This window comes from Rhizobium sp. 22-785-1 (genome assembly GCF_053521965.1).
Genome location: NZ_JBNWDI010000008.1, coordinates 143,691 through 168,095, shown reverse-complemented (window position 1 = coordinate 168,095; position 24,405 = coordinate 143,691). Strand labels below are relative to the sequence as shown.

The following is a 24,405-nucleotide window of genomic DNA, read 5'->3' as shown; positions in this document are numbered from 1 at the left end:
TTTTGTTCTTTATGGCATAGGAGATCCTGATGCCAAGAATGTCTTACAAAATCGGCAATGTCATCGTCCTGAAATCCAGTCATCACGGTGATCTCGCATCGCAGCAGAGCGCCAAGATTGTTGCGGTGATGCCGGAAACACAGGGCGGCAGACGATACCGTATCAGGCTGGCCAACGAAAACTTCGATCGCACCGTCGCTCACGACGACATCGATGTTGAGGCATCGGTCAGCCAGACACCGGATGCTATTGCTCCTAAAGTCTCTAAACCGGGCGACTGGATCAACCACGATCTGGTACGCACAAGAAAATAGCGGCGTAAAGCCGAGTAAGGAAAAGCCTTTGCAAGTCCTCGTCAGAGATAACAACGTCGATCAAGCGCTTCGCGTACTGAAAAAGAAGATGCAGCGCGAAGGTCTGTTGCGCGAAATGCGCGCGCGCCAGTCCTACGAGAAGCCCTCGGAAAAGCGCGTTCGTGAAGAAGCGGAAGCGGTGCGTCGTCATCGCAAGCTTGCGAAGAAGAAGATGCAGCGTGAAGGCCTTCTGCCTATGCCGAAGAAAGCAGTACGCACACGCTGATAGCGACAGTATCGACCTGAAATTCGAGCAAGATTTTCAGCAGACTGCGATGCTTGTATTGAACAGTGAAAGCGTCTTCATGCGCCTACAGAGACGCACGGCGCTTTCTCACAATGAAAGGGTTTCGACATGACCGCTACGAAAGATGAATTCTTCAAGCCCGGCAAACTAACCCCTCAGCAAAAAGCCACAGCAACCAACGATGCCGTTTCTCAAATCCTGGCTGCGGAAACCGCACAGCGCCTGAAGAAAACAGAACGCCTGCGTGAAGCGCGCCTGGCACGCGAAGCAGAGACCGTGATGGTCACGCCACCCGCGCCCACGAAGAAGAAAGTCAAAACAGGGGCTTGATAGTGCGGATAGATGATCGTTACGCCACCGGCATCACCAGAATCGCCCAATCTGCTTAGCGATCTTCCGCATTTTCCCCTACGCTTCAAAATCTTGGTCGCTTCGAGTCCGACCGTGCATCACTCAAAAATCAGTCCTCAAATAGTAGAAATGGTCCAGCAGTTTCTGCGCACTACCCATATTGATTTTGCCGATCTCGGCTTCGTTCCTGTCAGAGGGATCGTAAACGACGTATAAGGTAGTAGACGATATTGATAGTCCGCTTACTCCGACCTCAAATAGGACTTCGCCATTTTCATTGGGGGATTTTTTCTTAACCTCCTCCATGTATGTCGCCTGGTGCAACAGAAAATACGGTACCGGCGAGTACGGCGATGTTAAAGACCCATAGGTCAAGAACGCTGCCGGAAACGGTCCAACAAGCATCGACAAAAGATTACGCCATCGTCTCATACAGACGAGAAATATAAACATGGCGATACTCGCTATTGATACGCCCATGACGAGGAAGCACGTCAATAAAAGCGGCATCACCACATTTACGTTGGGGAAGAACGGGGCGATTATCGCGGGAAAAAACACCGCAGTCCAAATCCATATAAAGGCCCAAGTCCACCCGTCTTCCGAGTCCGCACTCTGTGATTGATCAACATCACCAGCGGGCACTGTAGCCTGTGCTGAATAGTCTGGTCCAACGGAACGCCGATCCTCCAAGTCATTAACCTCCCTGAACCCGGCATGAACCTCCCTCTCAGAGTTGGTTCAGTCCAACTGTGGCAATGTCATGTCCAGATTACGGGACAGGACAACAGTAAGGGGAAATGGGCATGGCAATCTTGATACGTCGCTTCAGCATCATCGTTCTTCTGATGGCTATCTTCGCCATGTCGTTCGCTGCTCTTGTTGTCAATCCTAACCGCAGCTTCCAGCGCATCAGCGTCGGCACCGCCTACACCTGCCAGCATGGGTATTCACCCAGCTGCCACGTCACGTTGTGAGGCGCGAGATGAACAAGAATATCGCTAACGCGCTACTCTCCGGACTTCGGATGTTCATCATGGCATCTGTGTTTCTGGGCCCATTCGCCGGACTGGCCGTCTACAAAACAGACCAACGGCCTGCTTCCAACGGCGCGGGCTTCGTGTTGTTGATGAGCTTGCAGCGCGGCTCTGTCAGCTAAGTCGAATTTTCTGACGGATTTTTCAAAATGCACATATTTCTGTCGCTTGCCTGTCGAATTAGGCTCCCTATAATGGGCCATGACAATAGCAAAGCACACGATTCCGCCCCTCGCCTTCATAACGCCCGAGCCTTTCGCACCGCGGACTTTTGATGATCCGAAAGAAGCCGTAGAGGCGCTGACGGCGCTTTATGATCGCAACACCGATTTCCTCATCAAATCCTTTACTGATCTTGCCAAGGGCGCGCCCATTGAGGGGCGCTACCGCGCCTGCTATCCACAGGTCAGCATAGAGACGTCGACATTCGGACATGTCGACTCGCGCCTCTCCTATGGCCATGTCACCTCGCCTGGTGTCTATACGACCACGATTACCCGGCCGCAGCTTTTTCGCCATTATCTCAAGGAACAGCTCGGCCTCTTGATCAAGAACCACGGCGTTCACGTGACCGTTTCGGAATCGGCGACGCCTATTCCGCTCCACTTCGCCTTTGGCGAAGGAGCATATGTGGAAGCCTCTGCGGCCTCTTCGCTGTCTGACGTCCCGCTTCGCGATCTTTTCGACACGCCGGATTTGAACAACACCGACGATCTGATCGCCAATGGTGAGTACGATCAGGTTCCGGGCGAGCCGGCGCCGCTTGCTCCTTTCACGGCGCAGCGTATCGACTACTCGCTGGCACGGCTGAGCCACTACACGGCAACGAGCCCAAACCACTTCCAGAACTTCGTTCTGTTCACCAACTACCAGTTCTACATTGACGAGTTCGCCGTATGGGCGCGCAAGCTGATGGCAGACGGTGGTGACGGCTATACCGCCTTCGTCGAGCCCGGCAACATCATCACTCATGCCGGATTGGACCGGCCCGAGACCGATACGACGCTTGGGCGTCTGCCACAAATGCCGGCCTACCATCTGAAGAAGAAGGGGCATGCCGGCATAACGCTGGTCAACATCGGCGTCGGGCCCTCCAATGCCAAGACGATCACCGACCATATCGCCGTGCTGCGTCCACACGCCTGGCTGATGGTCGGCCACTGTGCCGGTTTGCGTAACAGCCAGAGGCTCGGTGATTACGTGCTGGCCCATGCCTATGTGCGCGAAGATCACGTGCTGGATGACGACCTGCCGGTCTGGGTGCCGATTCCCGCACTTGCAGAAGTCCAGCTTGCGTTGGAAGGCGCGGTGGAGGAAGTCACGGGTTATGAAGGCTTCGAGCTGAAGAGGATTATGCGGACCGGGACGGTTGCGACGATCGACAACCGAAACTGGGAACTGCGTGATCAGGCCGGACCGGTAAAGCGTCTGTCCCAATCACGCGCGATTGCGCTCGATATGGAATCGGCAACCATTGCGGCCAACGGCTTCCGCTTCCGCGTGCCCTACGGCACCCTTCTGTGTGTTTCCGACAAGCCATTGCATGGCGAGTTGAAGCTTCCCGGCATGGCGACGGAATTCTATCGCACACAGGTGGCGCAGCATCTCCAGATTGGCATTCGTGCCGTCCAGAAACTTGCGGCCATGCCAACGGAAACGCTGCACTCACGCAAGCTCAGAAGCTTTTACGAAACGGCGTTCCAGTAGGTTTTCTGGCGCTACTTTTGTGTCGGTACAAAGAGCGCGAGAGCCGTTCCAATCAGAGAAGATAAGATAACGAGCAGGTGCAGGTTCACGGCAGCCTGGCCTAGAGCGGACAGTGCCTTGGCATCGGCGGCGGCTCCAAGGCCAACCGCGCCTGCGGTGATTCCCGCCGGATAGGTGCCGACACCGCCCGGCGCGTGTACGGGCAGTACGGAAGACAGTTCACCGCCAAGCGCTCCGCCAAAACTTGCAGGAAGGCTGATCTCGCCCATCAGCATCAATACCCAGGCTAACACGGCGATCTTGACGAACCAGTTGATGAGCGTTGCAGCCCATGCCCTGAGAAAGGCTTGCGCGTCTATCGGCAGCCCCGCCTGCAACTCATCGATGACCTTGACGAGTTTTGAAGGCGCGGCTCGATGGATCAATCCGATGACGATGTGGCGCCCGGCAAATCCAAAGACTGGCAGAAGCAGAAAGACCATCCAGCCCACCCAAATCCAGATGCTTGCCTCCTCCAAGGCCCATCCCAGCGCGGCCGCCGCCAGAAGCGCATGCAGATCGAAGAGCCGCATAACGAGAAGCGCCGAGGTTCCGCGCAGAAGGTTGACACCGAACTCTCGCCGCATCAGCAACGGAAAACTGGTTTCGCCACTTCGAAACGGCAACATGATGTTGAGTATGTTGTGAAGCTGAACCACGCGAAACAGCGTCGCGAAGCGGCCTCGCGTTTCTTGGGGAAAGTAATCGTAAATGCGCCAGGTGCGCAGAACATAGGTTGCGACGAGAAGCGACAGAGCAAGGGCAATCGTGCCTAGGCCGGCGTGGGACCACAGACCGAAGATGGTAGCCCAACCCCACACCCATTGAATGAAAGCAGCATAGGCGATGACGACAACCACCATGCCGAGCGTCATTGCGTTGCCTGCAAGCAACGCAAACGGTTTCATCCTGTGCGAACTGTCTTTCAAACGGCGACCTAACTGGACAACTTGCGCTCTGGCGCATATCCCGCAAGAGAACATGTTAACAAAATCTTACCCGGGAAACCTGCGTGCCGACTATGACAGCCCTTCGAAGCGAGAGTCCGATGGATACAGCCCCGGAATTATCGCTTGTCGTGCCGATTTTCAATGAGCAAGAGAGCGTCGGCCCTCTGATAGAGCGCGTTGTCGACGCTATGGCAAGCTTCAGTGCCAGTTGGGAACTCATCCTGGTGGATGATGGCAGCACAGATGCAACGATCGTTAACGCCAAATCCTATCTCGGTCGCGATGGGCTTGATCTCAAGATCGTTGCACTTCAGCGCAATTTCGGCCAGACCGCGGCGATGCAGGCTGGCATAGACACGGCAAGGGGCCGGCTGATCGCCACACTCGATGGTGATCTGCAAAACGACCCCAAGGATATTCCCATGCTGGTGTCCGAACTCGAGCGCCGTGAACTCGATCTTCTTGTCGGCTGGCGCAAGAACAGGCAGGACGGTCTGATGCTGCGCAAGATCCCGTCGTGGATTGCAAACCGGCTGATCGGTCGCATCACCGGTGTGCGCCTGCACGATTATGGCTGCAGCCTGAAGATTTACCGGACGTCCGTCATCAAGCAGGTGAAGTTGATGGGGGAGATGCATCGATTCATTCCCGCCTGGGTGGCTGGCGTAGTGCCGAGCAGCCGGATAGGCGAAATGGCCGTGACGCATCATGCGCGTCAGTTCGGAACATCGAAATATGGCATTTCGCGCACTTTCCGCGTCATTCTCGATCTTCTATCGGTCATGTTCTTCATGCGCTACAAGGCGCGGCCCGGACATTTCTTTGGCTCTCTCGGGCTCGGGCTCGGCGCTCTTGCCGGCGTCATCATGACCTACCTTTTCATCGACAAATTCATCCTCGGCAACGACATCGGAACACGCCCGCTGCTTATGGTCGGTGTGGTTCTATCGCTCTCCTCCATGCAGTTCATCACCACAGGCATTCTGGCCGAAATGATTGCCCGCCTCTACTACCGCGACGATCGGACGCCGAATTACATCGTCAGCAAAACCTTTACCTCAGACGAGACGTGACCTGATGCGCAAGGTTTTATCCCGCAATCTCGATTCAACACTGATCCTGATTGCAGGATATTTCCTGCTTGCATTCGTCGTCCGTATTCTCCGCTCGTCGGCTTTGGAGATCGATGAAACCCAGCAGGCTCTTCTGTCTCAGCATCTGCTGCTCGGATACGGATCTCAACCCTTCCTCTACACCTGGCTGCAACATGGCGTAAACGGGCTCGTCGGCCCGTCGATCGCCTCGCTCAGCCTGCTGAAGAATGGATTGCTTTTCCTCTGTTGCCTGTTCTTTTGGCTAACGGCCAGGCTGTTGCTGCGCGACAGGACTCTGGCCAACATTGCGACGCTTGGCGTACTGACAATGCCGACAGTCTTTGTCATGGCGCAGCGGGATTTGACCCATACGGTTCTGGCGCTGGCGTCCGTCGCCTTGTTTGCCTACGCGCTTTTCGCAACGCTCAAGACACCTAGCACAGGTGGGTACCTTCTGACGGGACTTGCCATCGGCATCGGCGCGATTGCCAAATACAATTTCGTCCTCGTTCCTCTTGCGGCCGTCATTGCTATCGCCATGGATAAGGATCTGCGTCAGCGGCTTTTCGATTGGCGCATGCTCTTGACGATCGGAGCAGCGGTTGCGCTCGTCCTTCCGCACTGTCTCTGGGTCGTGAATCATTTCGATATCGCCACCACGCAGACCGCGAAGGAAATGCGCGACGTCAGCGATAGCACCACGCTCTATGCCATCGATGGGGCTCTTGACCTGCTGCTTGCCTTCCTGAAAGCTGTAGCGCTGCCGACGACAATTGGTGCTGCTCTTTATTTCCGCGATCTCAAAGCGATTATCCGGGCAAGCGATCAGTCTACCCGCCTCGTCGGGCGTATCATTCTCTTTTCAATGATTTTCGTGCTGATGCTTGTCTTTGCAATGGGCGTCACGCATATGCGGCAAAAATGGCTCGCCGTTTATGTGTTGCTTTGGCCGCTCTATCTCTGTCTGAAAGTGCAGGCTGCAGATTTGTCGGGCGAGCGTAAGCTCAAGCCGATGCTAGCCTCCACCTTCACGCTCGCCATAGGTTTCCTCGCCGTTCTCCTGACGCGGGGTCTGATCTCTCCTCATTTCGAGCGATATTCGCTCATTCATATCCCCTACAAAGGATTTGCCGAAACTCTGCGCCATGACGGGCCGCTCAAACCCGACTATGTCATCGCGTTCGGCGGGCTTGCGGGTGGAAACCTGAAAATCCAGTTTCCCGATTCCATGGTGCTGACGACAGACACGGATATCGAGACGGTCCCTGCCATCTGGCCGGCTGGTGCAGTCATCCTGTTGGTGGATACCACTGACGACGGAGAAAGTCCCGAGGATTTCAAGGACGCACTCGCTTCACTTGCTGAGCGCGTCTCACTTCCTGCACCCACCGATGTCCACTACGTGAATGTGCCCTACGGTGCCACGGGTCGTAGCCACAGGTTTTATTATTCTCTCGAGACGGCCCAAGCCAATTAGAGCGTTTTGATAGTCGGCTCTACCCGGATCGGGAAATTGACGGAGGCGGCGATGAAGCATTTGTCGTGCGCTTCTGCATGAAGCTCTTGCGCCGTTTGCGGATCGCCTTTTGCGAGCGTGACTACGGGTTTTAGAACTGCCTCAGTGAAGTTCCCCGCCCCATCCTTTTTCAAAACCATGGTGGCCTCCGGCTCGTCGACATAGTCACTCACCACAACGCCTGATACGGCACAGAAATGCAGATACCAGAGCTTATGGCAGGCGGAGATGGAGGCGAGAAGCAATTCTTCCGGGTTCCATCGCTTCGGATCTCCGCGGAAAGCAGGATCGGACGAGCCGACGATATCCGGTTTTCCCTCCGCCGAAATCACGTGATCGCGGTCATACTCCCTGTAGCCGGACGTGCCGGCGCCCCGGTTACCGGTCCACGTCACTTTGACAGTGTAGTGATGGTTATGCTCTACCATGCTTATGCCTTCACTGTATCGCGCAGATGGTCCAAGCTGTTGCGCAGGGTTTCGACGATCTGGTCCACCTCGGCACGGCTGATGACGAGGGCTGGAGACGCCAGCATGCGATCCGCCGTTGCGCGCATGACGAGACCGTTTTCCAGGCAATGGTTGCGAACGATGACGCCGATGTCATCCGGCTTTTCGAAGCGCCTGCGCGTTGCCTTGTCAGCCGTCAGTTGCAAGCCGCCCATAAGGCCGACATTGGCAGCCTCCCCGACCATATCGTGGTCCAGCAGGCTCTGCCAGGATTGCGTGAAATAAGGACCGATATCGTCGCGTACCCGCTCGACCAGCCCCTCGTCTTCGATAATGCGGAGATTTTCGAGTGCAGCGGCGGCACAGACAGGATGGCCGGAATAGGTGAAACCATGGTTGAAATCACCGACCTCGTTCAGCATCACATCCGCAACACGGTCCGACACCAGCACACCCCCTATCGGCAGATAACCGGATGACAGGCCCTTGGCGATAGGCGCCAGATCCGGCGCATGACCAAAATGCTGGTACCCGAACCAGGACCCTAGCCGCCCAAAGCCGCAGATGACTTCATCGGACACCAAAAGGATATTGCGCGCCTTGCAAATACGCACGATCTCCGGCCAGTAGGTTTCCGGCGGCACGATGACACCGCCTGCCCCTTGAATGGGTTCGGCGACGAAGGCGGCCACGTTTTCTTCTCCAAGTTCGTCGATTTTGGCGTCCAGTTCGCGGGCGATTTTTACACCGAACTCTGCCGGGCTGAGATCGCCGCCTTCGGCATACCAGTAGGGCTGGCCGATATGGCTTACCCCTTCGATCGGAAGGTTGCCCTGCTCATGCATCCATGTCATGCCGCCAAGCGATGCGCCGGCAACTGTCGAGCCATGATAGCCATTGCGCCGCGAGATGACCTTCGTCTTGGTGGGATAACCAAGCGCCTTCCAATAGACACGCGCCATGCGAAACCAGGTATCGGTGGCTTCGGAGCCCGAATTGGTGAAGAACACGTGGTTCATCGTCGGCCCGGCATGGGAAGCTATCTTCTGGGCAAGCAATGCGGCTGGCGGCGTGGTCGTGCCGAAAAATGCATTGTAATAAGGCAACTCGTTCATCTGCCGCGCTACGGCATCGACAATTTCGCGGCGTCCGTAACCGATATTGACACACCAGAGGCCGGCGAATGCGTCCAGATATTTCTTGCCCGTGCTGTCATAGATGAAGACGCCTTCCCCACGCTCTATGATGCGCGTGCCTGAGGCATTCAGCTTTCCCATGTCCGAGAAGGGATGAAGATGATGCGCGGCATCGATTGCGGCAAGGTTCGAAATCGACCTGGAAATATCGTTCATGCCTACATGCTCCATGGACTGCTGCAAGCAAGCATGGCGGCTGGCTTTCTATTTTGCAAGCCACTGCCGGGGGACGATATCAAACGTTGGATGAATCCTTTGCGACGATCACCTTCAACTCGCCAGCGTGAATCTTAAGCATCACGTCGCGCTTCATAGGACGCAGTTCGCCGTCGATGACGCAGCGCACATCATGCCGTCGCTTGGGAAAATGGAGCTCGACACTTTCGACCGCCATGGCCGTCACTGCCGCGTTTTCCTTCAGCTTACCACGCAGGATATCGATTGCCAGGCGCGCCACGCCTGAGGGCGTCAGCGCCTCGGCCAGATAGAAGCCGAGGCGGCCTTGGGTAATGTCGTCGGCAACCAGTAGCGGGTTCGGACCGAACTCATTGTTGGACGCGGAGATCGCGCAGACGTGCCGGCGTTGCGTCTCTCCGGCAACCGTGAATTCCACGTCGAAAACAGGCGGATTGAGAACGACACCGAGGGCGGCACGGATGTTGGCGCGGATTTTGCCAAGGCGTGAGGCGTATTCCATCCGATCGCGATAGCGCACCATGCGCGCATGCAGACCGGCTGAGAACTGATGGACGAACGGGTGGCCATTGGCGCTGGCGATGTCCACGTTCTGAACGTGGCCGGTCGCCAGGGTATCGACCGCTTGCCAGATATCGAGCGGCAGCTTCAGCGATCTCGCAAAAAGGTTCATGGTACCAGCCGGCACCACGCCGAGCGCAATGCCATGTTTCCAGGCAATCCCTGCAGCAGCGGAGATGGTGCCGTCCCCACCGCCAGCAATGAGGCCGTCCAAACCCGACTCATCGGCGGCACGCTCCATCTCTTGAACGATGTCCTTGCCGGATACGAGACGGCATTCAATCTCATGGCCCGCCTGGGAGAATACGTCTCGCGTATGATCGCAATAGGCATCCAGATCGGTGGTCCTGAACGTTCCGCCATCGCGGTTGAAGATCGCAACCAGCCTCATCTATCCATCCAGCTATTGAGCACGAAGCGCCATCTAAATCGCGCTGCACCAAAAGGGTTCCAACGGCTGGATGTTCAATCCAGATTTTATCGAATCAAACACTACCGCGACGCACAAAAACATGATAGAAGCAATATAAGGTCAATTTGGTGACCAACACCTCCAGTTAGGGCAGATCGGCCACGTCGATCTTGCCCTTTTTTCTTGGGCGAGCCTTTCCTTACAATCGATGCGTTCTGCCGCAGCCGGAAATCCGATGAGCCATAGCTTTTCACACGACACCCACCCAGCGGCGCAAGAAGATGTCACCGTGACTTCTACTCCGGGTGGCCTGACGCCTCTTTCCGTAGCACTGATCGAGATTGCTCTTGCGGCTGGCGGGTTCGGTATCGGCACCGGAGAGTTTGCGATCATGGGTCTTTTGCCAGATGTCGCAACGACTTATGGCGTCTCGGTACCCGTTGCTGGCCACGTGATTACTGCCTATGCGCTCGGCGTCGTCATCGGCGCGCCCATCATCGCGGTGCTCGCCGCGCGCATGACACGCCGCTTGCTTCTACTTTCCCTGATGGGACTGTTTGCCGCCAGCAACATTCTCAGCGCCCTTGCGCCGGACTTCTGGAGCTTCACCGCTCTGCGTTTCATATCCGGTCTGCCGCATGGCGCCTATTTCGGCGTTTCAGCACTGGTAGCAGCCTCCATGGCGCCTATTCACAAACGCACCCGCGCGGTCGGTCGCGTCATGCTCGGGCTCACCATCGCCACGCTTCTCGGCACACCGCTTGCCACTTTCTTCGGACAAGTCTTTTCCTGGCGGGCAGCCTTCATGATGGTTGGCGGCATCGCGCTCGTCACCGTTGCGCTTCTGTGGATGTTTCAACCGCGTGACAAGGTGCAGGAAGGCGCAAGCGTGTGGCGTGAGCTTGGTGCGTTTCGCCGCGTCCAGGTCTGGCTATCGCTCGCCATCGCAGCAGTCGGCTTCGGCGGCATGTTTGCTGTTTTCAGTTATATAGCCAAAACCACCACGGATGTCGCCATGATGCCCGTGTCCGCCGTGCCCATCGTTTTGGCGCTGTTCGGCATTGGCATGAATGTCGGCAATATCGTCGGCTCGCGACTTGCCGACCTATCCTTGAACGGCACGATTGGCGGCATGCTAGCCTTCAATGTCATCCTCATGACGATCTTCAGCCTCACGGCCCATACACCCTTCATGTTGTGTCTTTGCGTCTTTCTCATCGGCTGCGGCTTTGCCGCGTGCCCCGCGGTGCAGACGCGTCTGATGGACGTTGCTGCCGATGCCCAGACCCTGGCCGCGGCATCCAATCATTCGGCCTTCAACATTGCCAATGCGCTCGGCGCGTGGCTTGGCGGCGTGGTGATCGCACTTGGCTACGGTTATGCATCCACGGGTTACATCGGCGCAGCCCTCTCCTTTGGCGGCCTGCTGGTCTTCCTCGTTGCAGTCATGCTGGAGCGGCAGGAGAAGGCTCCTAGGATTTAAGCCGTTTGGCTCTGTCTTAGAAATTCATCGTCAGGTTCGCCATGACGGCGTTGGAACTATAACCCTTGGCGAAATCACCGCTGTAGGTCAGCATCACGCGCGCCGATTTGGAGAGGTGGACGGTAGCGCCTGCCTTCACCGTCAGCGAATCTTGCGGTAGGCTAACCCCTTCCAGCACGAACGGGCTACCACCGTCGAAACGCGCGACTGCAAAAGGTCCTGTAGGGTCGAAATCATGCCGCCAGCCGACCATGCCGGATACGAAAATCGGCAGGTGGCCTGTCTCAACCTCTGTCGAGAAACGCAAACCCATCGTGGATATTGTGCTATCGAATGACCGGTCTTCAATGGCGAGTGCTGCCGCCCCGCCATCCTCTCGGATTGCGCCGCCATCGATCGCCGTATAAGCGAGACCAGCAAAGGGCTGGAGACGGAGTTTATCCATCTCGAAGGTCCAACCCGCCTCGGTAAAGACTTGCGACGTCGAGCGGCTGTAATCGGACGTCAGTACGTCTGAAAATGTGCCGAAGGCAACGTTTCTGCGTGTGGCGATCTCGTTTCGGGAGTAGAGCGCGCCGCCTGTGAAACTAAACGGCTCCATCTGCGCATGGGTATAGAGGCCGATGTGGTATGACTGCGCCTCGGCCCCCTGAGCGGCGTCAATCGTGCTGTAACCCAGCACGCCTCCAAGGCGCCAGGCATCCGAAATCGGAATCTCGCCACCGAGCAACATTCCCTCCCGGTTGATCTCCAGAGCTCCAGCCGTGTCATCATCAGCGAAAGTCTCTCTCGACGCCAGGCCTGTCGCCCACAGACTGCCGTCTTTCACCTCGCTCTCGCTTGAAAGGCGGTTGGTCTTGTCGACAATCGCTTCGCGCAGAATAGAGCTGTCGGAGAGAAGAGCAGATTTGAGCGAAGCGTGGACTTCACCGTTCAGTTGCGCAAAGGCACTCTGCGCCGTCTGGATATCCAGTGGCAGAACAGCCTGAAAAAGGGTGTTCGATACGCCGGCTGCTTCAATTGCGTTTGCAGCCGCAGCCTCGTTGCGGGTGCGTGCGACGTCTTCGAAGCGCACGGCGTTACGGTCAAGTTGAAGATCGACGGATGTCGCTCCATAGGTCAGCGTGGGCGACAGGAAAGCAAAATTGCTGTCGACGCGATCGAACGTGCCGTCGACCAGACCGGCAGTCAAGATGTGGTAGGTTGTGGACAGACCGTAAGTGCCGCTTGCTGCGCGCAGATCGACCAAGCCGCCTTGCAGACGCGCCGTTCCTGAGACATCGATGCGATCGGAGCGGCCGGTGGAATCGATATCGACATCATAGACCGCGCCCGTCTGGAAGGTCGCATCGCCGCTGACACTCGTCGCCGCAATGCCGGGCCCGGGGGCTAGGACACCACCTGCGCGAACCACTAGGCCACCCGACACGCCGCTGCCGCTCAATAGACCGCCATCGAAGATATCCACGGTGCCGGACACCGTTCCGTCGTTCCGAAGTTCGCCGCCTCTCACATCGGCCTTGCCTGTAATGGTACCCGTATTGGTGAAACGTCCTTTGACATTGCTGAGAGATGCGACCGTGCCATCGTTCGTCGCTATCCCTTCATTCACGACATCATTTACGATAGCGCCGAGATTGTTGATGAAGCTTCCACCTGCCCGGTTTTGCACATCAGCAAGCGTGTCGTTATTGACCACGGTGCCGCCGCTGATCGTCGTCGCTCCGGTAACCGATCCACCGGCATTGTTGGTAAAGAGCCCATCCCTGTTTTCGAGTGAAGCGACCGTGCCGGCGTTGGTGGTGACACCGTTGTTGGTGACCGCCCCGGCAGAGGCTGCTGTATTGTTGACGAAAGCCGCGGCGGCGGCGACATCCACATCCGTCACCACGAAGTTGTTGGTGACCGTTCCGCCCGCGACAATGGTCGTGCCGGTCACCCTGCCACCGGCATTGTTTGTGGTCGTTCCAGCATCGTTTCTAAGAGAGGCGATCGTTCCGGCATTGGTGAAGGCACCGGAATTGCGCACATCGCCGGCCGTCCCTCCGGCATTATTGGCAAATGCCGCCGCTGCGGCGACGTCCACATCCGTCACCACAAAGTTGTTGGTCACGGTGCCACCCGATATGATCGTTTCGCCGGTAATCCTACCGCCGACATTGTTGGTAAAGCTGCCCGAATCGTTCTGAAGCGAGGTGACCGTGCCTGCGTTGACGATGGTTCCTGAGTTGCGGATATCGCCCGCCGTTGCACCATTATTGTTGGTGAAGGCCGCAGCTGCTGCGACATCCACATCCGTGACGATGAAGTTGTTGGTGACACTTCCGCCCGACACCGTCGTCTTGCCGAGAACCTCTCCACCGGCATTGTTAGTGAAATTGCCGCCGGAGTTTTCCAGCGTGCCGATATGACCCGCATTCGATGCCGTACCGGCATTTTCCAAGGTGGAGAGCGTCGCCCCGCTGTTATTGGTAAAAGTGCCGCCTGAGGCGACGTCAGCACCGCTCATTGCACCATTGTTGGAAAGCGAGGTTCCATTTCCAACGACGCCATCGCGAAGCGTGCCATTCACGGTCACGCTGCCATTTTGTAGTGACAGCGTGCCATCCAGTGCGCCATCGACAGCAAGACTGCCACCGACGAGATCGACGTCCGATGTCAAAACACCGCCTGCATTGATGGTGATGCTGCCAGAGGTCATCGTGGTGCCACTGGTAACGGTCAAGGCACCGGTATTGGAGACAGTCACGTTTCCGCCGCCGACATTCAACCGGTCGATGATCTCGCCCGTCGACACCTGGGGGGAGCCGGCATTAACCGTGGCACTATCGGTCACGGACGGCGCGCGCGGCGCCCAGTTCGCGTCATTCTCGAACGCGTTATCCGTCGCGCCTGTCCACACCGATTGCGCAGCCGCATAGGTTGCCACGAGGGCGGCGGGCGCAGTTGCAGCCAACAAGACTAAAAATCTGGGTGCTATGAAGAGCGGGTGGCGGACCATAAGCATACCGGCAGTCGTCACGTCGCATCATGCCGACGTTGCCCCCTAACGTATGGCACTTATGGTTAATCAATGATTAAATCTGAAGGTGGAGCTACCCGCATGGGTTTGTCAAAACAACGTATATTAGCCGCTTTTAGCTGACCTTTGGACATGATGTACGAGGAGAGAGAGTTCGATCTTCAACTGGATGTCACGTCGAGGAATGGCACGGCGCACTTCAGGTCGGTCGAAACGTAGACACCAGAATTCAGAGAGAAATCTGCTCTGCTTTTCGCGCAGATCAACCTTGCCAAAATTTCATCTTCGCACGGCTTGACTATGACGCGGTTCAGGCGCACCACAGGCTTCACGTGCGGGTGTGACAGCCATCCGGCACGGATATTCACGGAGCATCGTTTGATGTCTAGCGACAGTAGTAGTCGATTGCCTTTGCCGAGACCGGCGAGACGTGCTCTGATCTGATCCCTGTCAGCTCACCACGGCCCGCCGCGATCGGCGGATCGACTGGAAGGTGAGCAATCATGAACTTTCACACCCTCTCCCAGAGAGCCAGCAAGGCCGCACGTCTTTTTCGCAGCGGTGATGCTGGTCTTTCAACCATTGCAGAACGTGTCGAGCAACTGAACGCACTCGATGTGCATGACGCCGTCGATGCTTTGCTGAAAATGCCGCAGCCAAAGGCCGTTGCCATTCTGGATCGTCCGGAATTGCACCATGCTGCTGAGATTATCGCCACCATCCCGCTGGAGCAGGCAACTCGTTTCGTCAACCTCATGTCAGACGACCGCGTGGCGGACGTCATGGCCGACATGGATGAGAGCCACCGCGCCAAGCTCTTTTCGCGTCTGGACCGCGCTACGGCTGCTGCCATTCAGCATCTGATGACCTATCCGCCCCGCACCGCAGGCTCCATTATGACGACGGAGTTCGTCAGCGTGCCTGATAGCTGGACGGTGGAACAGACTCTTTCGCACATTCGCGTCGTCGAGCGTTCGCGTGAAACGGTCTATGCCATCTATGTGCTGGCCGAGGATGGTACCTTGAGCAAGGTGGTGACGCTGCGCCGTCTCGTTACCGCAGAACCTGAAGCATCGATCCTGTCTGCAGCATCGCGCGAAAGCGTCGTCTATGCAGACCCCCAGATGTCGCAGGAGGACGTCGCTCGTCTCATCCGCAAGCACGATCTTCTCGCCATTCCGGTAGTGGATGAGCACGCCCGCATTCTCGGCATCGTCACCGTCGACGACGTCATCGACACGATGATTGCCGACACGACGGAAGATGCCCACAAGTTCGGCGGCATGGAAGCGCTTGGCAAGCCTTACATGTCGATGGGCTTCATGGACATGATCCGCAAGCGCGCCGGATGGCTCTCCGCCCTGTTCCTCGGCGAAATGCTGACGGCCAGCGCAATGCAGCACTTTGAAGGAGAACTGGAAAAGGCCGTCGTTCTGACGCTCTTCATTCCGCTGATCATGTCGTCTGGCGGCAATTCGGGTTCGCAGGCAACCTCGCTGATCATCCGCGCCCTGGCTCTGGGAGAGCTCAAGCTTTCCGACTGGTGGCGGGTGCTGCTGCGTGAGCTGCCAAGCGGTCTGGCTCTCGGTGCAATTCTCGGCGCAATCGGCTTCTTGCGGCTAACCGTGTGGCAGCAGGCAGGTTTCTACGATTATGGTGAGCATTGGCTGCTTGTCGGTTTCACCGTCTTCGCAGCGCTGATCGGCATCGTTACCTTCGGCTCGATCTGTGGTTCGATGCTGCCCTTCCTCCTCCAGCGCCTGCGTCTTGATCCGGCCAGCGCATCGGCCCCCTTCGTTGCCACGCTTGTGGATGTCAGTGGCCTCGTCATCTACTTCTCCGTGGCCCTGGTCATTCTGGGAGGCACGCTGCTGTAATCTCGTCATTAGCCCGGCCGCAAAATCCTGGCCGGGCTACATCGTTGCGCTGGCATTTCAATTGCTTGTAGACTTGCTTTCGATTTCTGATTCAGGATGATGAGACATTACATGCGGATATCCAATCTTCGTCACCATCCTTCTTTCGCCGATACGATCGCTCATCGCGGCTGGAATGCGTGGTGGACGGAAAGCGGCGTGCCGCTCGAAGATTATCGGGCGCATCTCGATCCTATGCTGGGAGAGGATGATATCCCCTTTGCGCTCGTGGCGCATGAAGGCGACACCTATGTCGGCTCCGTGCTCGTCATCGACAATGATCTCGACGTGCGGTCCGACTATGCACCTTGGATCGCCGCGCTCTGGGTCGATCCTGATTATCGAAAACGGGGCGTCGCTGCTGCCTTGATCAAAAACGCCCGCCAGCACATTGCGCTACTTGGGCGTAGCACCTGCTATCTCTGTGCGACAGCCGACAAGCGGCCGTTTTATTTGAAACAGGGCTTCACCCTGCTGGAAGAGGACGTCACCGGTCTCGACGTGTTTTCCATCGAGACGCGGTAGACGTCACCACCTTTCAATGAGCGCGTAACGCGCCTGCCACCTTATGGATGTGGGCCGCGCCAATGCCGCAGCATCCGCCGATCATCGTTGCGCCAGCGTCCGCCCACGTGCAGGCGAAGCGCGAATAGACGTCGTCGGTCAAATCAGTCCTTGTGCCATGCAAACCCTCATTGGCAGCGGAATCCCCCTGCTCTCCTTCGAAGGCGTTGGCATAAACGCCAATTTCCAGCGAGACGCCCTTTTCCTTGAACGTGTTGGCAGCCGTCTCGACTGCAGCTTTCATCACCTCCGGCTTGCTGCAGTTGAATAGCAAGGCCGCGGCACCCGATCCCGCTATCCACTCTGCGGCGGCGCGGACGGTTTCACCGGACCGCAGTTTCGGTTCGGCTCCGTTCAACTGCGCCGCTTCATCATCCAGCGTGAAGGAAATCCAGAAGGGTTTGCCCGTCTTCGCAACGGCCTCACGGACGGCTTCACCTTCGGCTATCAGGCTGAGGGTCTCTCCAAGCCAGACATCGACAAAGGGCTCGAGATTGTCCACCAGAACACGCAGATAATCCTGAACGCGGGAGGCATCGAAATTCTCCGGCTCATAGGAGCCAAAGATCGGCGGCAACGAACCTGCGACGGCAATCTTGCGACCGGAGGCATCAGCGGCCTCACGCGCAAGACGACCGGACAGTGCAACCAGCGACGCTCCCTGCTCACGAAACCGCTCCTCGCCGATGTGAAACGGCACCAGCGCGTAGGAATTGGTGGTAACGACGTCGGCGCCGGCTTCGATGAACTCCGCATGGACCTGACGGACAATGTCCGGCGCATTGATCAGCGCGAGAGCCGACCATTCCGGCTGCTTCAGTTCGGCACCCAGCCGCTGCAATTCGCGGCTCATGCCGCCGTCGAGAATGCGAATATCGCCCATTCAAAAAACTCCTGGTATTTGCGCCGCTAGATTAGCGTCTGACTGGCACCTGCGCTTCGATAATCCCGAAGCAGCGGGCAATGATAGCTGTGAGGATGAGATAGAAGACGGTCACGACAAGAAGCGGCTCGTAGACGAGAAGAGTGTCTTGCCGAACCTTGTAGGCAACTGCGTAGAGGTCCATCACCGTCACGGTAAAGGCGAGCGGCGTGGCTTTCAACTGCATCACCACCTCGCCTGCGATCGTGGGAAGCGCGTTGCGGATGGCGCGTGGCAGCCAGATGCGGCGGGCAAGCTTGAACCGGCTCATACCGAACGCGCGCGCGGCTTCAAGTTCACCCTTCGGCACGCCGAGAAGTGCCCCACGCAGGACCTCTGCCTCATAGGCCGCGTAGTTCAGAGTAAAGCTGACGGCAGCGAAGAAAAAACCTTCACGCAGGATCGGCCACAAAAAGCTCTGCCGCAGGCCAGGGATCATCGGTAGAAACGAACCGACGCCGTAATAAAGAAGCCAAAGCTGGATCAGCAGGGGCGTACCGCGAAAGAAGGTGCAGTAGCCGCGTGCCAGGAGCCGTGTGATCCTACCACCGCTGACCTGAGCGAAGGCAAGGCCAATCGCCAGAATGAAACCGAGGCTGACGGAGATGAACAGCAGGGCGATGGTCTGCCATGCACCGGTGAGGAGAAGCGGCCAGTATTTTTCAATCCAGGAAAACGTCATCTTGTCTCCCTCACGCCAGCGACGGCTGGCCGCGGCGCACGCGCCGTTCGATCAGCCGGAAGACAAAATTGGAGACAAGCGTTATCGCCAGATAGATCAGTGCGGCAGCCATGAAGAACAGGAAATAATGCTTGGTGCTGGCCCCTGCCAGCCGTGTGGCGAGCGCCAGTTCCTGATAGCCGACGACAGCCACCAACGCGCTATCCTTTGTTACCGACAGCCAGAGATTCGAAAGTCCAGGCAACGCGTTCGGCAGGAGAGCTGGAAGGACCACGCGGCGAAAACGCAAGAACGGTGACATTCCAAACGCCTTGGCTGCCTCGATCTGGCCATTCGGGATAGACAGGATCGCGCCTCGCAGGACTTCCGTCATATAGGCGCCCTGCACAAAACCAAGGACAGCGACAGCGGCGACGAAGCCGTTGACCTCCAGCGGCGGTAGGCCCGCCATTTGCAGCAGGCGGTTCAAGCCGTCCGTTCCGGCGTAATAGAGGCCGACAATCAGAATGAGTTCCGGCACCGAGCGGATCAGCGTCGTGTAGAGATTGAGAATGATGCCGAGAGCCCGGTTATCGGAAAGCTTGCCAAGCGCACCCGCCATTCCGATGACTATACCGATTAGATAGGCGCCGGCGGAGATGGCAAGCGTCGCGGCAGCACCAGACAGCAATGTGCCTCCCCATCCCGGTGGATGGGGAGACAAAAGCTGAATGATGCTGTCAGGAGCTGCCATTTGCGAGAAGAACCAGACTTACTTCGCGCCGTAAATATCGAAGCTGAAGTATTTCTTTGTGATCTCGTCATACTTGCCGCTGGCGCGCACAGCTGCGAGCGCCGTGTTCAGCTTCTGCTTCAGTTCCTGGTCGTCCTTGCGCACCCCGCCTGACACGCCACGGCCCAGAATTTCAGGATCGTCGGCAACATTGCCGGCATCGGCGCAGCAATCCTTGCCGGTATCGGTCTTCAGGAAGTCATTGAGAACGAGCGAATCACCGAAGACATAGTCGATGCGGCCGGCGGCCAGATCCTGGAAGGCTTCGTCCAGCGTCTGGTAGGTTTTCTCGTCGGCGACGTCCTTGAAGTACTTGGCGTAGTAAGCGGACTGAATGGTGGCAACCTGAATGCCGATCGTCTTGCCCTTTACATCTTCAGCCGTCGTACCCGGCTTGCCGTCCTTGGCGCCGATGAGCTTGGCTGGGGTGTTGTAATATTTATCGGTGAAGTCGATGACCTTCTGACGCTCGGCGGTGTTGGACATGGACGACCAGATCACGTCGAACTTCTTGCTTTCAAGCGCCGGAATCAATCCATCCCAGGAAAGCGCGACGATGGAGCATTTCTCCTTCATCTCAGCGCAGACGGCATCCATCAGATCGATTTCCCAGCCTTGCCACTTGCCGCTGGCATCCTGGGCAAAGAAAGGTGGATAGCTTTCATTCATGACGCCAAAGCGGACTTCGGCGCTGGCAGAGAAAGCCGATAATGCGAAGGCCGTGCCGGCCAGCAGGGATGCGACGAATTTCATATCAAACTCCTGTGTGACAATCAGTTGGCAAGCGCGCCGGTAAAATCTCGGGTCCGTGCGCTGATGGGGTTGCTGAAGACCTGCTGGGGAGATCCCTCCTCCTCCACGCGGCCCTGGTGCAGAAACATGACATGGCTGGACACGTCGCGGGCAAAGCGCATCTCATGCGTCACAAGCAACATGGTGCGGCCCTCTTCCGCCAGATCGCGAATAACTTTCAGCACTTCGCCAACCAGTTCCGGATCTAGCGCCGATGTCGGCTCGTCGAAAAGCATGACGGCGGGCTCGACGCAGAGCGCACGGGCAATAGCGGCACGCTGCTGCTGCCCACCCGAAAGAAAGGCTGGATAGGCATCCCTCTTCTCGTAGAGACCCACCTTGTGCAGCAGCGCTTCCGCCTTCTCGACCGCTTCCGCGCGCTTTACGCCCATGACATGGACCGGGGCCTCGATGACATTTTCGAGAACGGTGCGATGAGCCCAGAGGTTGAAACTTTGGAAGACCATGCCGAGGCCGGTGCGCAATCGCTCCACCTGACGCCAGCTTTGCGGGACAGACTTGCCATCGCGCCCATGCCTGACCGCGATCTCTTCGCCATTGACGCGGACACGGCCTCTATCGGGTATTTCCAGAAAATTGATGCACCTAAGAAGGGTGCTCTTTCCCGAGCCGGAAGACCCGATGATGGAGATGACATCGCCCTTCATTGCCGTCAGCGAAATGCCCTTCAGAACCTCTTGATTGCCGAAGCTCTTGTGGATGTCCTCCACAGCGAGGGCGCAAGGCGCGTCGGTGGTCATTCGTTTTTCCTGACAACATCAAAGGATACCGCAAAAGTGAGCGGCGTGGCGATCTTTCAGCCGGAATAGACGCTCTCTCGCCATACCGAAAGGAAAATAATTCTACAGGGATAGAAAGTCATAAAATTACCCGGTGCGGCAGGCCGTACCGGGTAAAATTAACGCGTTTCCGACCGGAATCAGATCGGGTTGATGACGCCGCTGAAGAGCAGGCCAAGCAGCGCGACACCGATGACGATGCGATACCAGACGAAGGGCATATAGCTTTTCGTCGAAACCAGCTTGAGGAATACGACGATGACAGCATAGCCGACGACAAACGAGATCAGGGTTGCGAGGGCAGTCTGGCCCCAGCCGACGGTGTTTTCCTGACCGATGCTTTTGAAGAGCTGGTAAAAGCCGGAGCCGAAAACGGCGGGAACGGCGAGCAGGAAGGAGTAACGTGCAGCGGCTTCACGCGTGTAACCCATGAGCAAGCCAGCAGTAATCGTTCCGCCGGAACGGGACACGCCGGGGATCAAAGCCATGGCCTGCGCGAAACCGAAAATGATCGCATCGCGCCAGATCAGTTTGTTGATCGGATACTTCTTCTTGCCGATACGATCCGCCCAGCCCAAAATAATACCGAAGACGATCAGCATGACAGCGGTGATGTACAGATTGCGTAACGAGTGCTCGATCGCATCCTTGAACAACAGCCCAAGTAACACGATCGGCACCGAACCGACGATGATCATCCAGCCAAGACGCACATCGGCAGGGTCGTACGAACCGCCAAGCCTGAGGTGATGCCGAAGCCACGCGAAGGCGATCCGCATAATGTCCGACCAGAAATAGACCAGGACCGCCAGCTCCGTGCCGATCTGAATGATGGCGGTGAAGGCTGCACCCGGGTCTTCACCGGTGCCCAGAAATTCCCCGGCTATTCTCAAATGTGCGCTTGAAGAAACTGGCAAAAACTCTGTAAGCCCTTGAATAAAGCCGAGGATCGCGGCTTCTATCCAACCAATACCCATGCTGGTCCGTCCCTGAACTGACAAATCACTGCCCGCGAAATTATGAACCAATCCGGGCAGTTCGATGTTGCGGTGCAAAAAAATGTGAATGATGAGAGCCGGCGAATGCCGCGGCAAATCCTTCCTCCCAAATTGTCGGAAAATCAAGAGGACATTCTTCGCAAGAATGGTTCAGAAAAACACATCGCATCGATGTCAAGGTGCGCACTTATCATGTCCAAGTAAAGTATTACCTCAACATGAATGCGAAACAAGAAGTAGCTCGAACATTATAAATCAATATGTATTGCGACGAATGTGACGAATATTTTTGCATTCCTGGCGAGCCCTTGTCGCTCAGGCTAAACCAAATCCATCCGCCATGAATCTGGGTTGATCGATCCCCATTCGTGCAGCGGTCAACCGCCGCCTTCGATGTCCGCTGTTATTCCTGCCGTCCAAGCGAGGCTTATGCGCGGCATCTCGAATGGCAGCATTTAAACCAGTGCCCAATTCAGCGCAGCAGAAAGGCAATTGCCGCCTTCGTCAAACGCCCGTAGGGCGGGCGCAAACGGTTGGGAATGCTGAATCGACCCTGGGAAAAGACGCCCTTAGCATGGCTCATCCGTCGAAAGCCCTCTATGCCGTGATAGGCGCCGATACCGCTTGCGCCGACCCCGCCAAAAGGAAGATCGTCCTGCGCCACATGCAACACGGTGTTGTTGATCCCAACATTACCAGACGTGGTGTTGGAGAGAATCTTGCGGCAGTCCTCGCTTCTTTCGTCACCAAAGACATATAGCGCCAGCGGTCGCGGTCTCTCGTTGATGTAAGCAATGACCTCATGGATATCGCGGTAGGTCAGCACGGGCAGAATCGGCCCGAAGATTTCATCCTGCATCACCGCCATATCGTCCCTTGGGTTGAGGACGAGCGTCGGCGAAATGACCCGTCGTCTCGGTTGCTCATCTGCCTTTCCACCGACCGGCCGCAAGGTCGCACCCCTGCGCTCGGCATCGTCGAGTAGCGCCTTTAAGCGGGTAAAATGTCTGTCACTACAAATGGATGTATAATCGGCGCTTTTCGAACCGTCCGGATAGGATTTCGCAACCGCTCGACCGAATTTATCGACAAAATCACCAACCTCGTTCTCTTGAACGAAGACATAGTCCGGAGCAACGCATGTCTGCCCGGCATTAGCGAGCTTTCCCAGGACAATGGCAGCCGCAGTGTCCTGGCTTGCCTTCCCCGGAAGAATGATAGTGGGACTTTTACCACCAAGCTCCAGCGTTACCGGAACAAGGTTCTCGCTCGCAGCTTTCATCACCGAGCGTCCGACTGCGGTGCTACCCGTGAAGAACAAATGGTCGAATGGCAAGCCGCTGAATTCGGCGCCGATGGCGGCATCTCCCAGAATGACGGCAACCTTTTTTTCGGGGAACGCGTCCGCGAGCATCGCCTTCATCAAAGCGCTGGTTTCCGGTGTAAGTTCCGATGGTTTCAGCATCACACGATTGCCAGCTGCAAGTGCGGTTGCCAGCGGCACCATCGACAGCAAAAAAGGGAAGTTCCATGGTGACAGGATGCCGATGACACCGAGCGGCTGATACTCGACCCAAGCTCGCCCGCGCTGAAACAGTGCCGCCACGTGTCGTCGCTCCGGCTTCATGAAGCGCTTCAGATTACGGTCGAGATAATCGATCGTCCTTATTACGCCGACGATATCGAGAAGCGCCGTCTCATAGGGAGACCGTCCGCCGAAATCCGTATCTACCGCTCGTTCTATCTTTTGCCGATTTGACGTCACGACCTTGCGGAGTGCCTTCAGATCTGCGCGGCGCTGCTCCAGCGTCGGTTGTCCGTCTTGAATGAAGGCGTGTCGTTGCCTTTGCAACATATCGGTTGCCATGCTCATTCGGCAGCCGCCAGAGGCATGACGGAGTCCACAGCCGACGCGACTGTTTTAATGCCGTTCTTGCATACGACGTGCGCCTCCCCCCACGTTTTGAGGGCAGAAATGACTGGCTCCATGCTCTGGCCAAGTACGGTGAGGCTGTAATCCACCCTTGGCGGCACGACAGGAAAGACGGTACGGGAAATCAGACCGGCGACTTCCAGTTCACGAAGCTGCTTTGTCAGCATGCGCTGCGTCACGCTTGGAATATGGCGGCGCAACTCGTTGAAACGCAAGGTTCCCTCGCTCAACAGGTGATAGAGAATGACGCCTTTCCATTTTCCATCGAGATAACACAGCGTCGATTCCACCGGACAACCGGGAAAGTTATCCTTCAACTTGGCGCGGGGTCGGGACATCAAGAGGCTCCGTTTTTCGGGATCGATGAACGGCTACAGTATCCTTTTTGTCTGTATAGACACAAAATGTGCATTC

Annotated in this window: 25 protein-coding genes; 11 read left to right on the top strand and 14 right to left on the bottom strand. The window is 56.9% G+C overall.

What is annotated here, in order from left to right:
* Positions 1-29: 29 nt before the first annotated feature.
* The 3 genes from ACQZ5M_RS16850 to ACQZ5M_RS16840 all read left to right on the top strand — a co-directional run bounded on the left by ACQZ5M_RS16850 (position 30) and on the right by ACQZ5M_RS16840 (position 930).
* The gene (locus ACQZ5M_RS16850) at positions 30-314 is read left to right on the top strand and encodes a cold-shock protein (protein ID WP_296078513.1); all 285 of its coding nucleotides are present in this window, start codon (positions 30-32) and stop codon (positions 312-314) included.
* Positions 315-342: 28 nt separating this feature from the next.
* Positions 343-579, top strand: a complete 237-nt coding sequence (gene rpsU / locus ACQZ5M_RS16845) for a 30S ribosomal protein S21 (RefSeq protein ID WP_296017911.1) — start codon at positions 343-345, stop codon at positions 577-579.
* A gap of 129 nt (positions 580-708) precedes the next feature.
* Complete coding sequence (locus tag ACQZ5M_RS16840; RefSeq protein ID WP_296039375.1) at positions 709-930, top strand: hypothetical protein; 222 nt, start codon at positions 709-711, stop codon at positions 928-930.
* Between the two features lie 123 nt (positions 931-1,053).
* On the opposite strand, the gene ACQZ5M_RS16835 is transcribed toward ACQZ5M_RS16840, so the two are convergent.
* Positions 1,054-1,644 (bottom strand): hypothetical protein, encoded by a 591-nt coding sequence (locus tag ACQZ5M_RS16835; RefSeq protein ID WP_449080334.1) that lies wholly within the window; start codon positions 1,642-1,644, stop codon positions 1,054-1,056.
* Positions 1,645-1,757: 113 nt separating this feature from the next.
* Between ACQZ5M_RS16835 and ACQZ5M_RS16830 the strand changes: the two genes are divergently transcribed.
* The 3 genes from ACQZ5M_RS16830 (at position 1,758) to amn (ending at position 3,695) form a co-directional block, all read left to right on the top strand.
* Positions 1,758-1,928, top strand: a complete 171-nt coding sequence (locus ACQZ5M_RS16830; RefSeq protein ID WP_296039377.1) for a hypothetical protein — start codon at positions 1,758-1,760, stop codon at positions 1,926-1,928.
* Between the two features lie 8 nt (positions 1,929-1,936).
* Positions 1,937-2,110: a hypothetical protein gene (locus ACQZ5M_RS16825; RefSeq protein ID WP_296017916.1), complete on the top strand. Its 174-nt coding sequence runs from the start codon at positions 1,937-1,939 to the stop codon at positions 2,108-2,110.
* A 79-nt stretch (positions 2,111-2,189) separates the two neighbouring features.
* The gene (gene amn / locus ACQZ5M_RS16820; RefSeq protein ID WP_449080333.1) at positions 2,190-3,695 is read left to right on the top strand and encodes an AMP nucleosidase; all 1,506 of its coding nucleotides are present in this window, start codon (positions 2,190-2,192) and stop codon (positions 3,693-3,695) included.
* An 11-nt stretch (positions 3,696-3,706) separates the two neighbouring features.
* On the opposite strand, the gene ACQZ5M_RS16815 is transcribed toward amn, so the two are convergent.
* Positions 3,707-4,642, bottom strand: a complete 936-nt coding sequence (locus ACQZ5M_RS16815; RefSeq protein WP_449080332.1) for a lysylphosphatidylglycerol synthase domain-containing protein — start codon at positions 4,640-4,642, stop codon at positions 3,707-3,709.
* A gap of 140 nt (positions 4,643-4,782) precedes the next feature.
* Here ACQZ5M_RS16815 and ACQZ5M_RS16810 point away from each other — a divergent pair, with 140 nt between their 5' ends.
* Positions 4,783-5,757 (top strand): glycosyltransferase family 2 protein, encoded by a 975-nt coding sequence (locus ACQZ5M_RS16810; RefSeq protein WP_296077587.1) that lies wholly within the window; start codon positions 4,783-4,785, stop codon positions 5,755-5,757.
* Positions 5,758-5,761: 4 nt separating this feature from the next.
* Complete coding sequence (locus ACQZ5M_RS16805) at positions 5,762-7,255, top strand: ArnT family glycosyltransferase (RefSeq protein ID WP_449080331.1); 1,494 nt, start codon at positions 5,762-5,764, stop codon at positions 7,253-7,255.
* On the opposite strand, the gene ACQZ5M_RS16800 is transcribed toward ACQZ5M_RS16805, so the two are convergent.
* The 3 genes from ACQZ5M_RS16800 to ACQZ5M_RS16790 all read right to left on the bottom strand — a co-directional run bounded on the left by ACQZ5M_RS16800 (position 7,252) and on the right by ACQZ5M_RS16790 (position 10,086).
* Positions 7,252-7,722, bottom strand: a complete 471-nt coding sequence (locus tag ACQZ5M_RS16800; protein WP_296017926.1) for an OsmC family protein — start codon at positions 7,720-7,722, stop codon at positions 7,252-7,254. The two genes, ACQZ5M_RS16805 and ACQZ5M_RS16800, sit on opposite strands and share 4 nt — an antisense overlap.
* A 2-nt stretch (positions 7,723-7,724) precedes the next feature.
* On the bottom strand, positions 7,725-9,095 hold the full coding sequence (locus tag ACQZ5M_RS16795; protein WP_449080330.1) for an aspartate aminotransferase family protein: 1,371 nt from the start codon (positions 9,093-9,095) through the stop codon (positions 7,725-7,727).
* A gap of 79 nt (positions 9,096-9,174) precedes the next feature.
* On the bottom strand, positions 9,175-10,086 hold the full coding sequence (locus ACQZ5M_RS16790) for a diacylglycerol/lipid kinase family protein (protein ID WP_296039390.1): 912 nt from the start codon (positions 10,084-10,086) through the stop codon (positions 9,175-9,177).
* 310 nt (positions 10,087-10,396) lie between these two features.
* On the opposite strand from ACQZ5M_RS16790, the gene ACQZ5M_RS16785 reads away from it, so the two are divergent.
* Entirely contained in the window at positions 10,397-11,590 is a 1,194-nt protein-coding gene (locus ACQZ5M_RS16785) for an MFS transporter (RefSeq protein ID WP_449080329.1), read from the top strand.
* 16 nt (positions 11,591-11,606) lie between these two features.
* Here ACQZ5M_RS16785 and ACQZ5M_RS16780 read toward each other — a convergent pair whose 3' ends face one another.
* Entirely contained in the window at positions 11,607-14,549 is a 2,943-nt protein-coding gene (locus ACQZ5M_RS16780; protein ID WP_449080328.1) for an autotransporter outer membrane beta-barrel domain-containing protein, read from the bottom strand.
* Between the two features lie 566 nt (positions 14,550-15,115).
* On the opposite strand from ACQZ5M_RS16780, the gene mgtE reads away from it, so the two are divergent.
* Together mgtE and ACQZ5M_RS16770 are read left to right on the top strand one after the other, a co-directional pair.
* Positions 15,116-16,489, top strand: a complete 1,374-nt coding sequence (mgtE, locus tag ACQZ5M_RS16775; protein WP_449080327.1) for a magnesium transporter — start codon at positions 15,116-15,118, stop codon at positions 16,487-16,489.
* 111 nt (positions 16,490-16,600) lie between these two features.
* A complete protein-coding gene (locus tag ACQZ5M_RS16770; protein WP_449080326.1) occupies positions 16,601-17,053 on the top strand; it encodes a GNAT family N-acetyltransferase in 453 nt (150 codons plus the stop codon).
* Between the two features lie 13 nt (positions 17,054-17,066).
* Here ACQZ5M_RS16770 and ACQZ5M_RS16765 read toward each other — a convergent pair whose 3' ends face one another.
* The 8 genes from ACQZ5M_RS16765 to ACQZ5M_RS16730 form a co-directional block, all read right to left on the bottom strand.
* Entirely contained in the window at positions 17,067-17,975 is a 909-nt protein-coding gene (locus tag ACQZ5M_RS16765) for a homocysteine S-methyltransferase family protein (RefSeq protein WP_449080325.1), read from the bottom strand.
* Between the two features lie 31 nt (positions 17,976-18,006).
* The gene (locus ACQZ5M_RS16760; protein ID WP_296077608.1) at positions 18,007-18,696 is read right to left on the bottom strand and encodes an ABC transporter permease; all 690 of its coding nucleotides are present in this window, start codon (positions 18,694-18,696) and stop codon (positions 18,007-18,009) included.
* 10 nt (positions 18,697-18,706) lie between these two features.
* Positions 18,707-19,429, bottom strand: a complete 723-nt coding sequence (locus ACQZ5M_RS16755) for an ABC transporter permease (RefSeq protein WP_449080324.1) — start codon at positions 19,427-19,429, stop codon at positions 18,707-18,709.
* An 18-nt stretch (positions 19,430-19,447) separates the two neighbouring features.
* Positions 19,448-20,221 carry a transporter substrate-binding domain-containing protein gene (locus ACQZ5M_RS16750; protein WP_296077610.1) on the bottom strand — a complete coding sequence of 258 codons (774 nt, stop codon included), beginning with the start codon at positions 20,219-20,221 and terminating at the stop codon, positions 19,448-19,450.
* Between the two features lie 20 nt (positions 20,222-20,241).
* Entirely contained in the window at positions 20,242-21,021 is a 780-nt protein-coding gene (locus ACQZ5M_RS16745) for an ABC transporter ATP-binding protein (protein ID WP_449080323.1), read from the bottom strand.
* Between the two features lie 179 nt (positions 21,022-21,200).
* Positions 21,201-22,037 carry an undecaprenyl-diphosphate phosphatase gene (locus ACQZ5M_RS16740; protein ID WP_296034659.1) on the bottom strand — a complete coding sequence of 279 codons (837 nt, stop codon included), beginning with the start codon at positions 22,035-22,037 and terminating at the stop codon, positions 21,201-21,203.
* A 493-nt stretch (positions 22,038-22,530) separates the two neighbouring features.
* Entirely contained in the window at positions 22,531-23,931 is a 1,401-nt protein-coding gene (locus ACQZ5M_RS16735; protein ID WP_449080322.1) for a coniferyl aldehyde dehydrogenase, read from the bottom strand.
* A complete protein-coding gene (locus tag ACQZ5M_RS16730; RefSeq protein ID WP_296077614.1) occupies positions 23,928-24,329 on the bottom strand; it encodes a winged helix-turn-helix transcriptional regulator in 402 nt (133 codons plus the stop codon). The genes ACQZ5M_RS16735 and ACQZ5M_RS16730 overlap by 4 nt, the downstream gene beginning before the upstream one ends.
* Positions 24,330-24,405: the final 76 nt, after the last annotated feature.

Bases quoted from the DNA above. Each gene is read 5' to 3' on its own strand.
- ACQZ5M_RS16790 (WP_296039390.1), bottom strand. From the start codon at position 10,086: ATGAGGCTGGTTGCGATCTTCAACCGCGATGGCGGAACGTTCAGGACC.
- ACQZ5M_RS16735 (WP_449080322.1), bottom strand. From the start codon at position 23,931: ATGAGCATGGCAACCGATATGTTGCAAAGGCAACGACACGCCTTCATT.
- mgtE (WP_449080327.1), top strand. From the start codon at position 15,116: ATGAACTTTCACACCCTCTCCCAGAGAGCCAGCAAGGCCGCACGTCTT.
- ACQZ5M_RS16840 (WP_296039375.1), top strand. From the start codon at position 709: ATGACCGCTACGAAAGATGAATTCTTCAAGCCCGGCAAACTAACCCCT.
- ACQZ5M_RS16800 (WP_296017926.1), bottom strand. From the start codon at position 7,722: ATGGTAGAGCATAACCATCACTACACTGTCAAAGTGACGTGGACCGGT.
- ACQZ5M_RS16825 (WP_296017916.1), top strand. From the start codon at position 1,937: ATGAACAAGAATATCGCTAACGCGCTACTCTCCGGACTTCGGATGTTC.
- ACQZ5M_RS16740 (WP_296034659.1), bottom strand. From the start codon at position 22,037: ATGGGTATTGGTTGGATAGAAGCCGCGATCCTCGGCTTTATTCAAGGG.
- ACQZ5M_RS16810 (WP_296077587.1), top strand. From the start codon at position 4,783: ATGGATACAGCCCCGGAATTATCGCTTGTCGTGCCGATTTTCAATGAG.
- ACQZ5M_RS16760 (WP_296077608.1), bottom strand. From the start codon at position 18,696: ATGACGTTTTCCTGGATTGAAAAATACTGGCCGCTTCTCCTCACCGGT.
- ACQZ5M_RS16805 (WP_449080331.1), top strand. From the start codon at position 5,762: ATGCGCAAGGTTTTATCCCGCAATCTCGATTCAACACTGATCCTGATT.
- ACQZ5M_RS16765 (WP_449080325.1), bottom strand. From the start codon at position 17,975: ATGGGCGATATTCGCATTCTCGACGGCGGCATGAGCCGCGAATTGCAG.
- ACQZ5M_RS16850 (WP_296078513.1), top strand. From the start codon at position 30: ATGCCAAGAATGTCTTACAAAATCGGCAATGTCATCGTCCTGAAATCC.
- ACQZ5M_RS16770 (WP_449080326.1), top strand. From the start codon at position 16,601: ATGCGGATATCCAATCTTCGTCACCATCCTTCTTTCGCCGATACGATC.
- amn (WP_449080333.1), top strand. From the start codon at position 2,190: ATGACAATAGCAAAGCACACGATTCCGCCCCTCGCCTTCATAACGCCC.
- ACQZ5M_RS16795 (WP_449080330.1), bottom strand. From the start codon at position 9,095: ATGAACGATATTTCCAGGTCGATTTCGAACCTTGCCGCAATCGATGCC.
- ACQZ5M_RS16815 (WP_449080332.1), bottom strand. From the start codon at position 4,642: ATGAAACCGTTTGCGTTGCTTGCAGGCAACGCAATGACGCTCGGCATG.
- ACQZ5M_RS16730 (WP_296077614.1), bottom strand. From the start codon at position 24,329: ATGTCCCGACCCCGCGCCAAGTTGAAGGATAACTTTCCCGGTTGTCCG.
- ACQZ5M_RS16750 (WP_296077610.1), bottom strand. From the start codon at position 20,221: ATGAAATTCGTCGCATCCCTGCTGGCCGGCACGGCCTTCGCATTATCG.
- ACQZ5M_RS16830 (WP_296039377.1), top strand. From the start codon at position 1,758: ATGGCAATCTTGATACGTCGCTTCAGCATCATCGTTCTTCTGATGGCT.
- ACQZ5M_RS16755 (WP_449080324.1), bottom strand. From the start codon at position 19,429: ATGGCAGCTCCTGACAGCATCATTCAGCTTTTGTCTCCCCATCCACCG.
- ACQZ5M_RS16745 (WP_449080323.1), bottom strand. From the start codon at position 21,021: ATGACCACCGACGCGCCTTGCGCCCTCGCTGTGGAGGACATCCACAAG.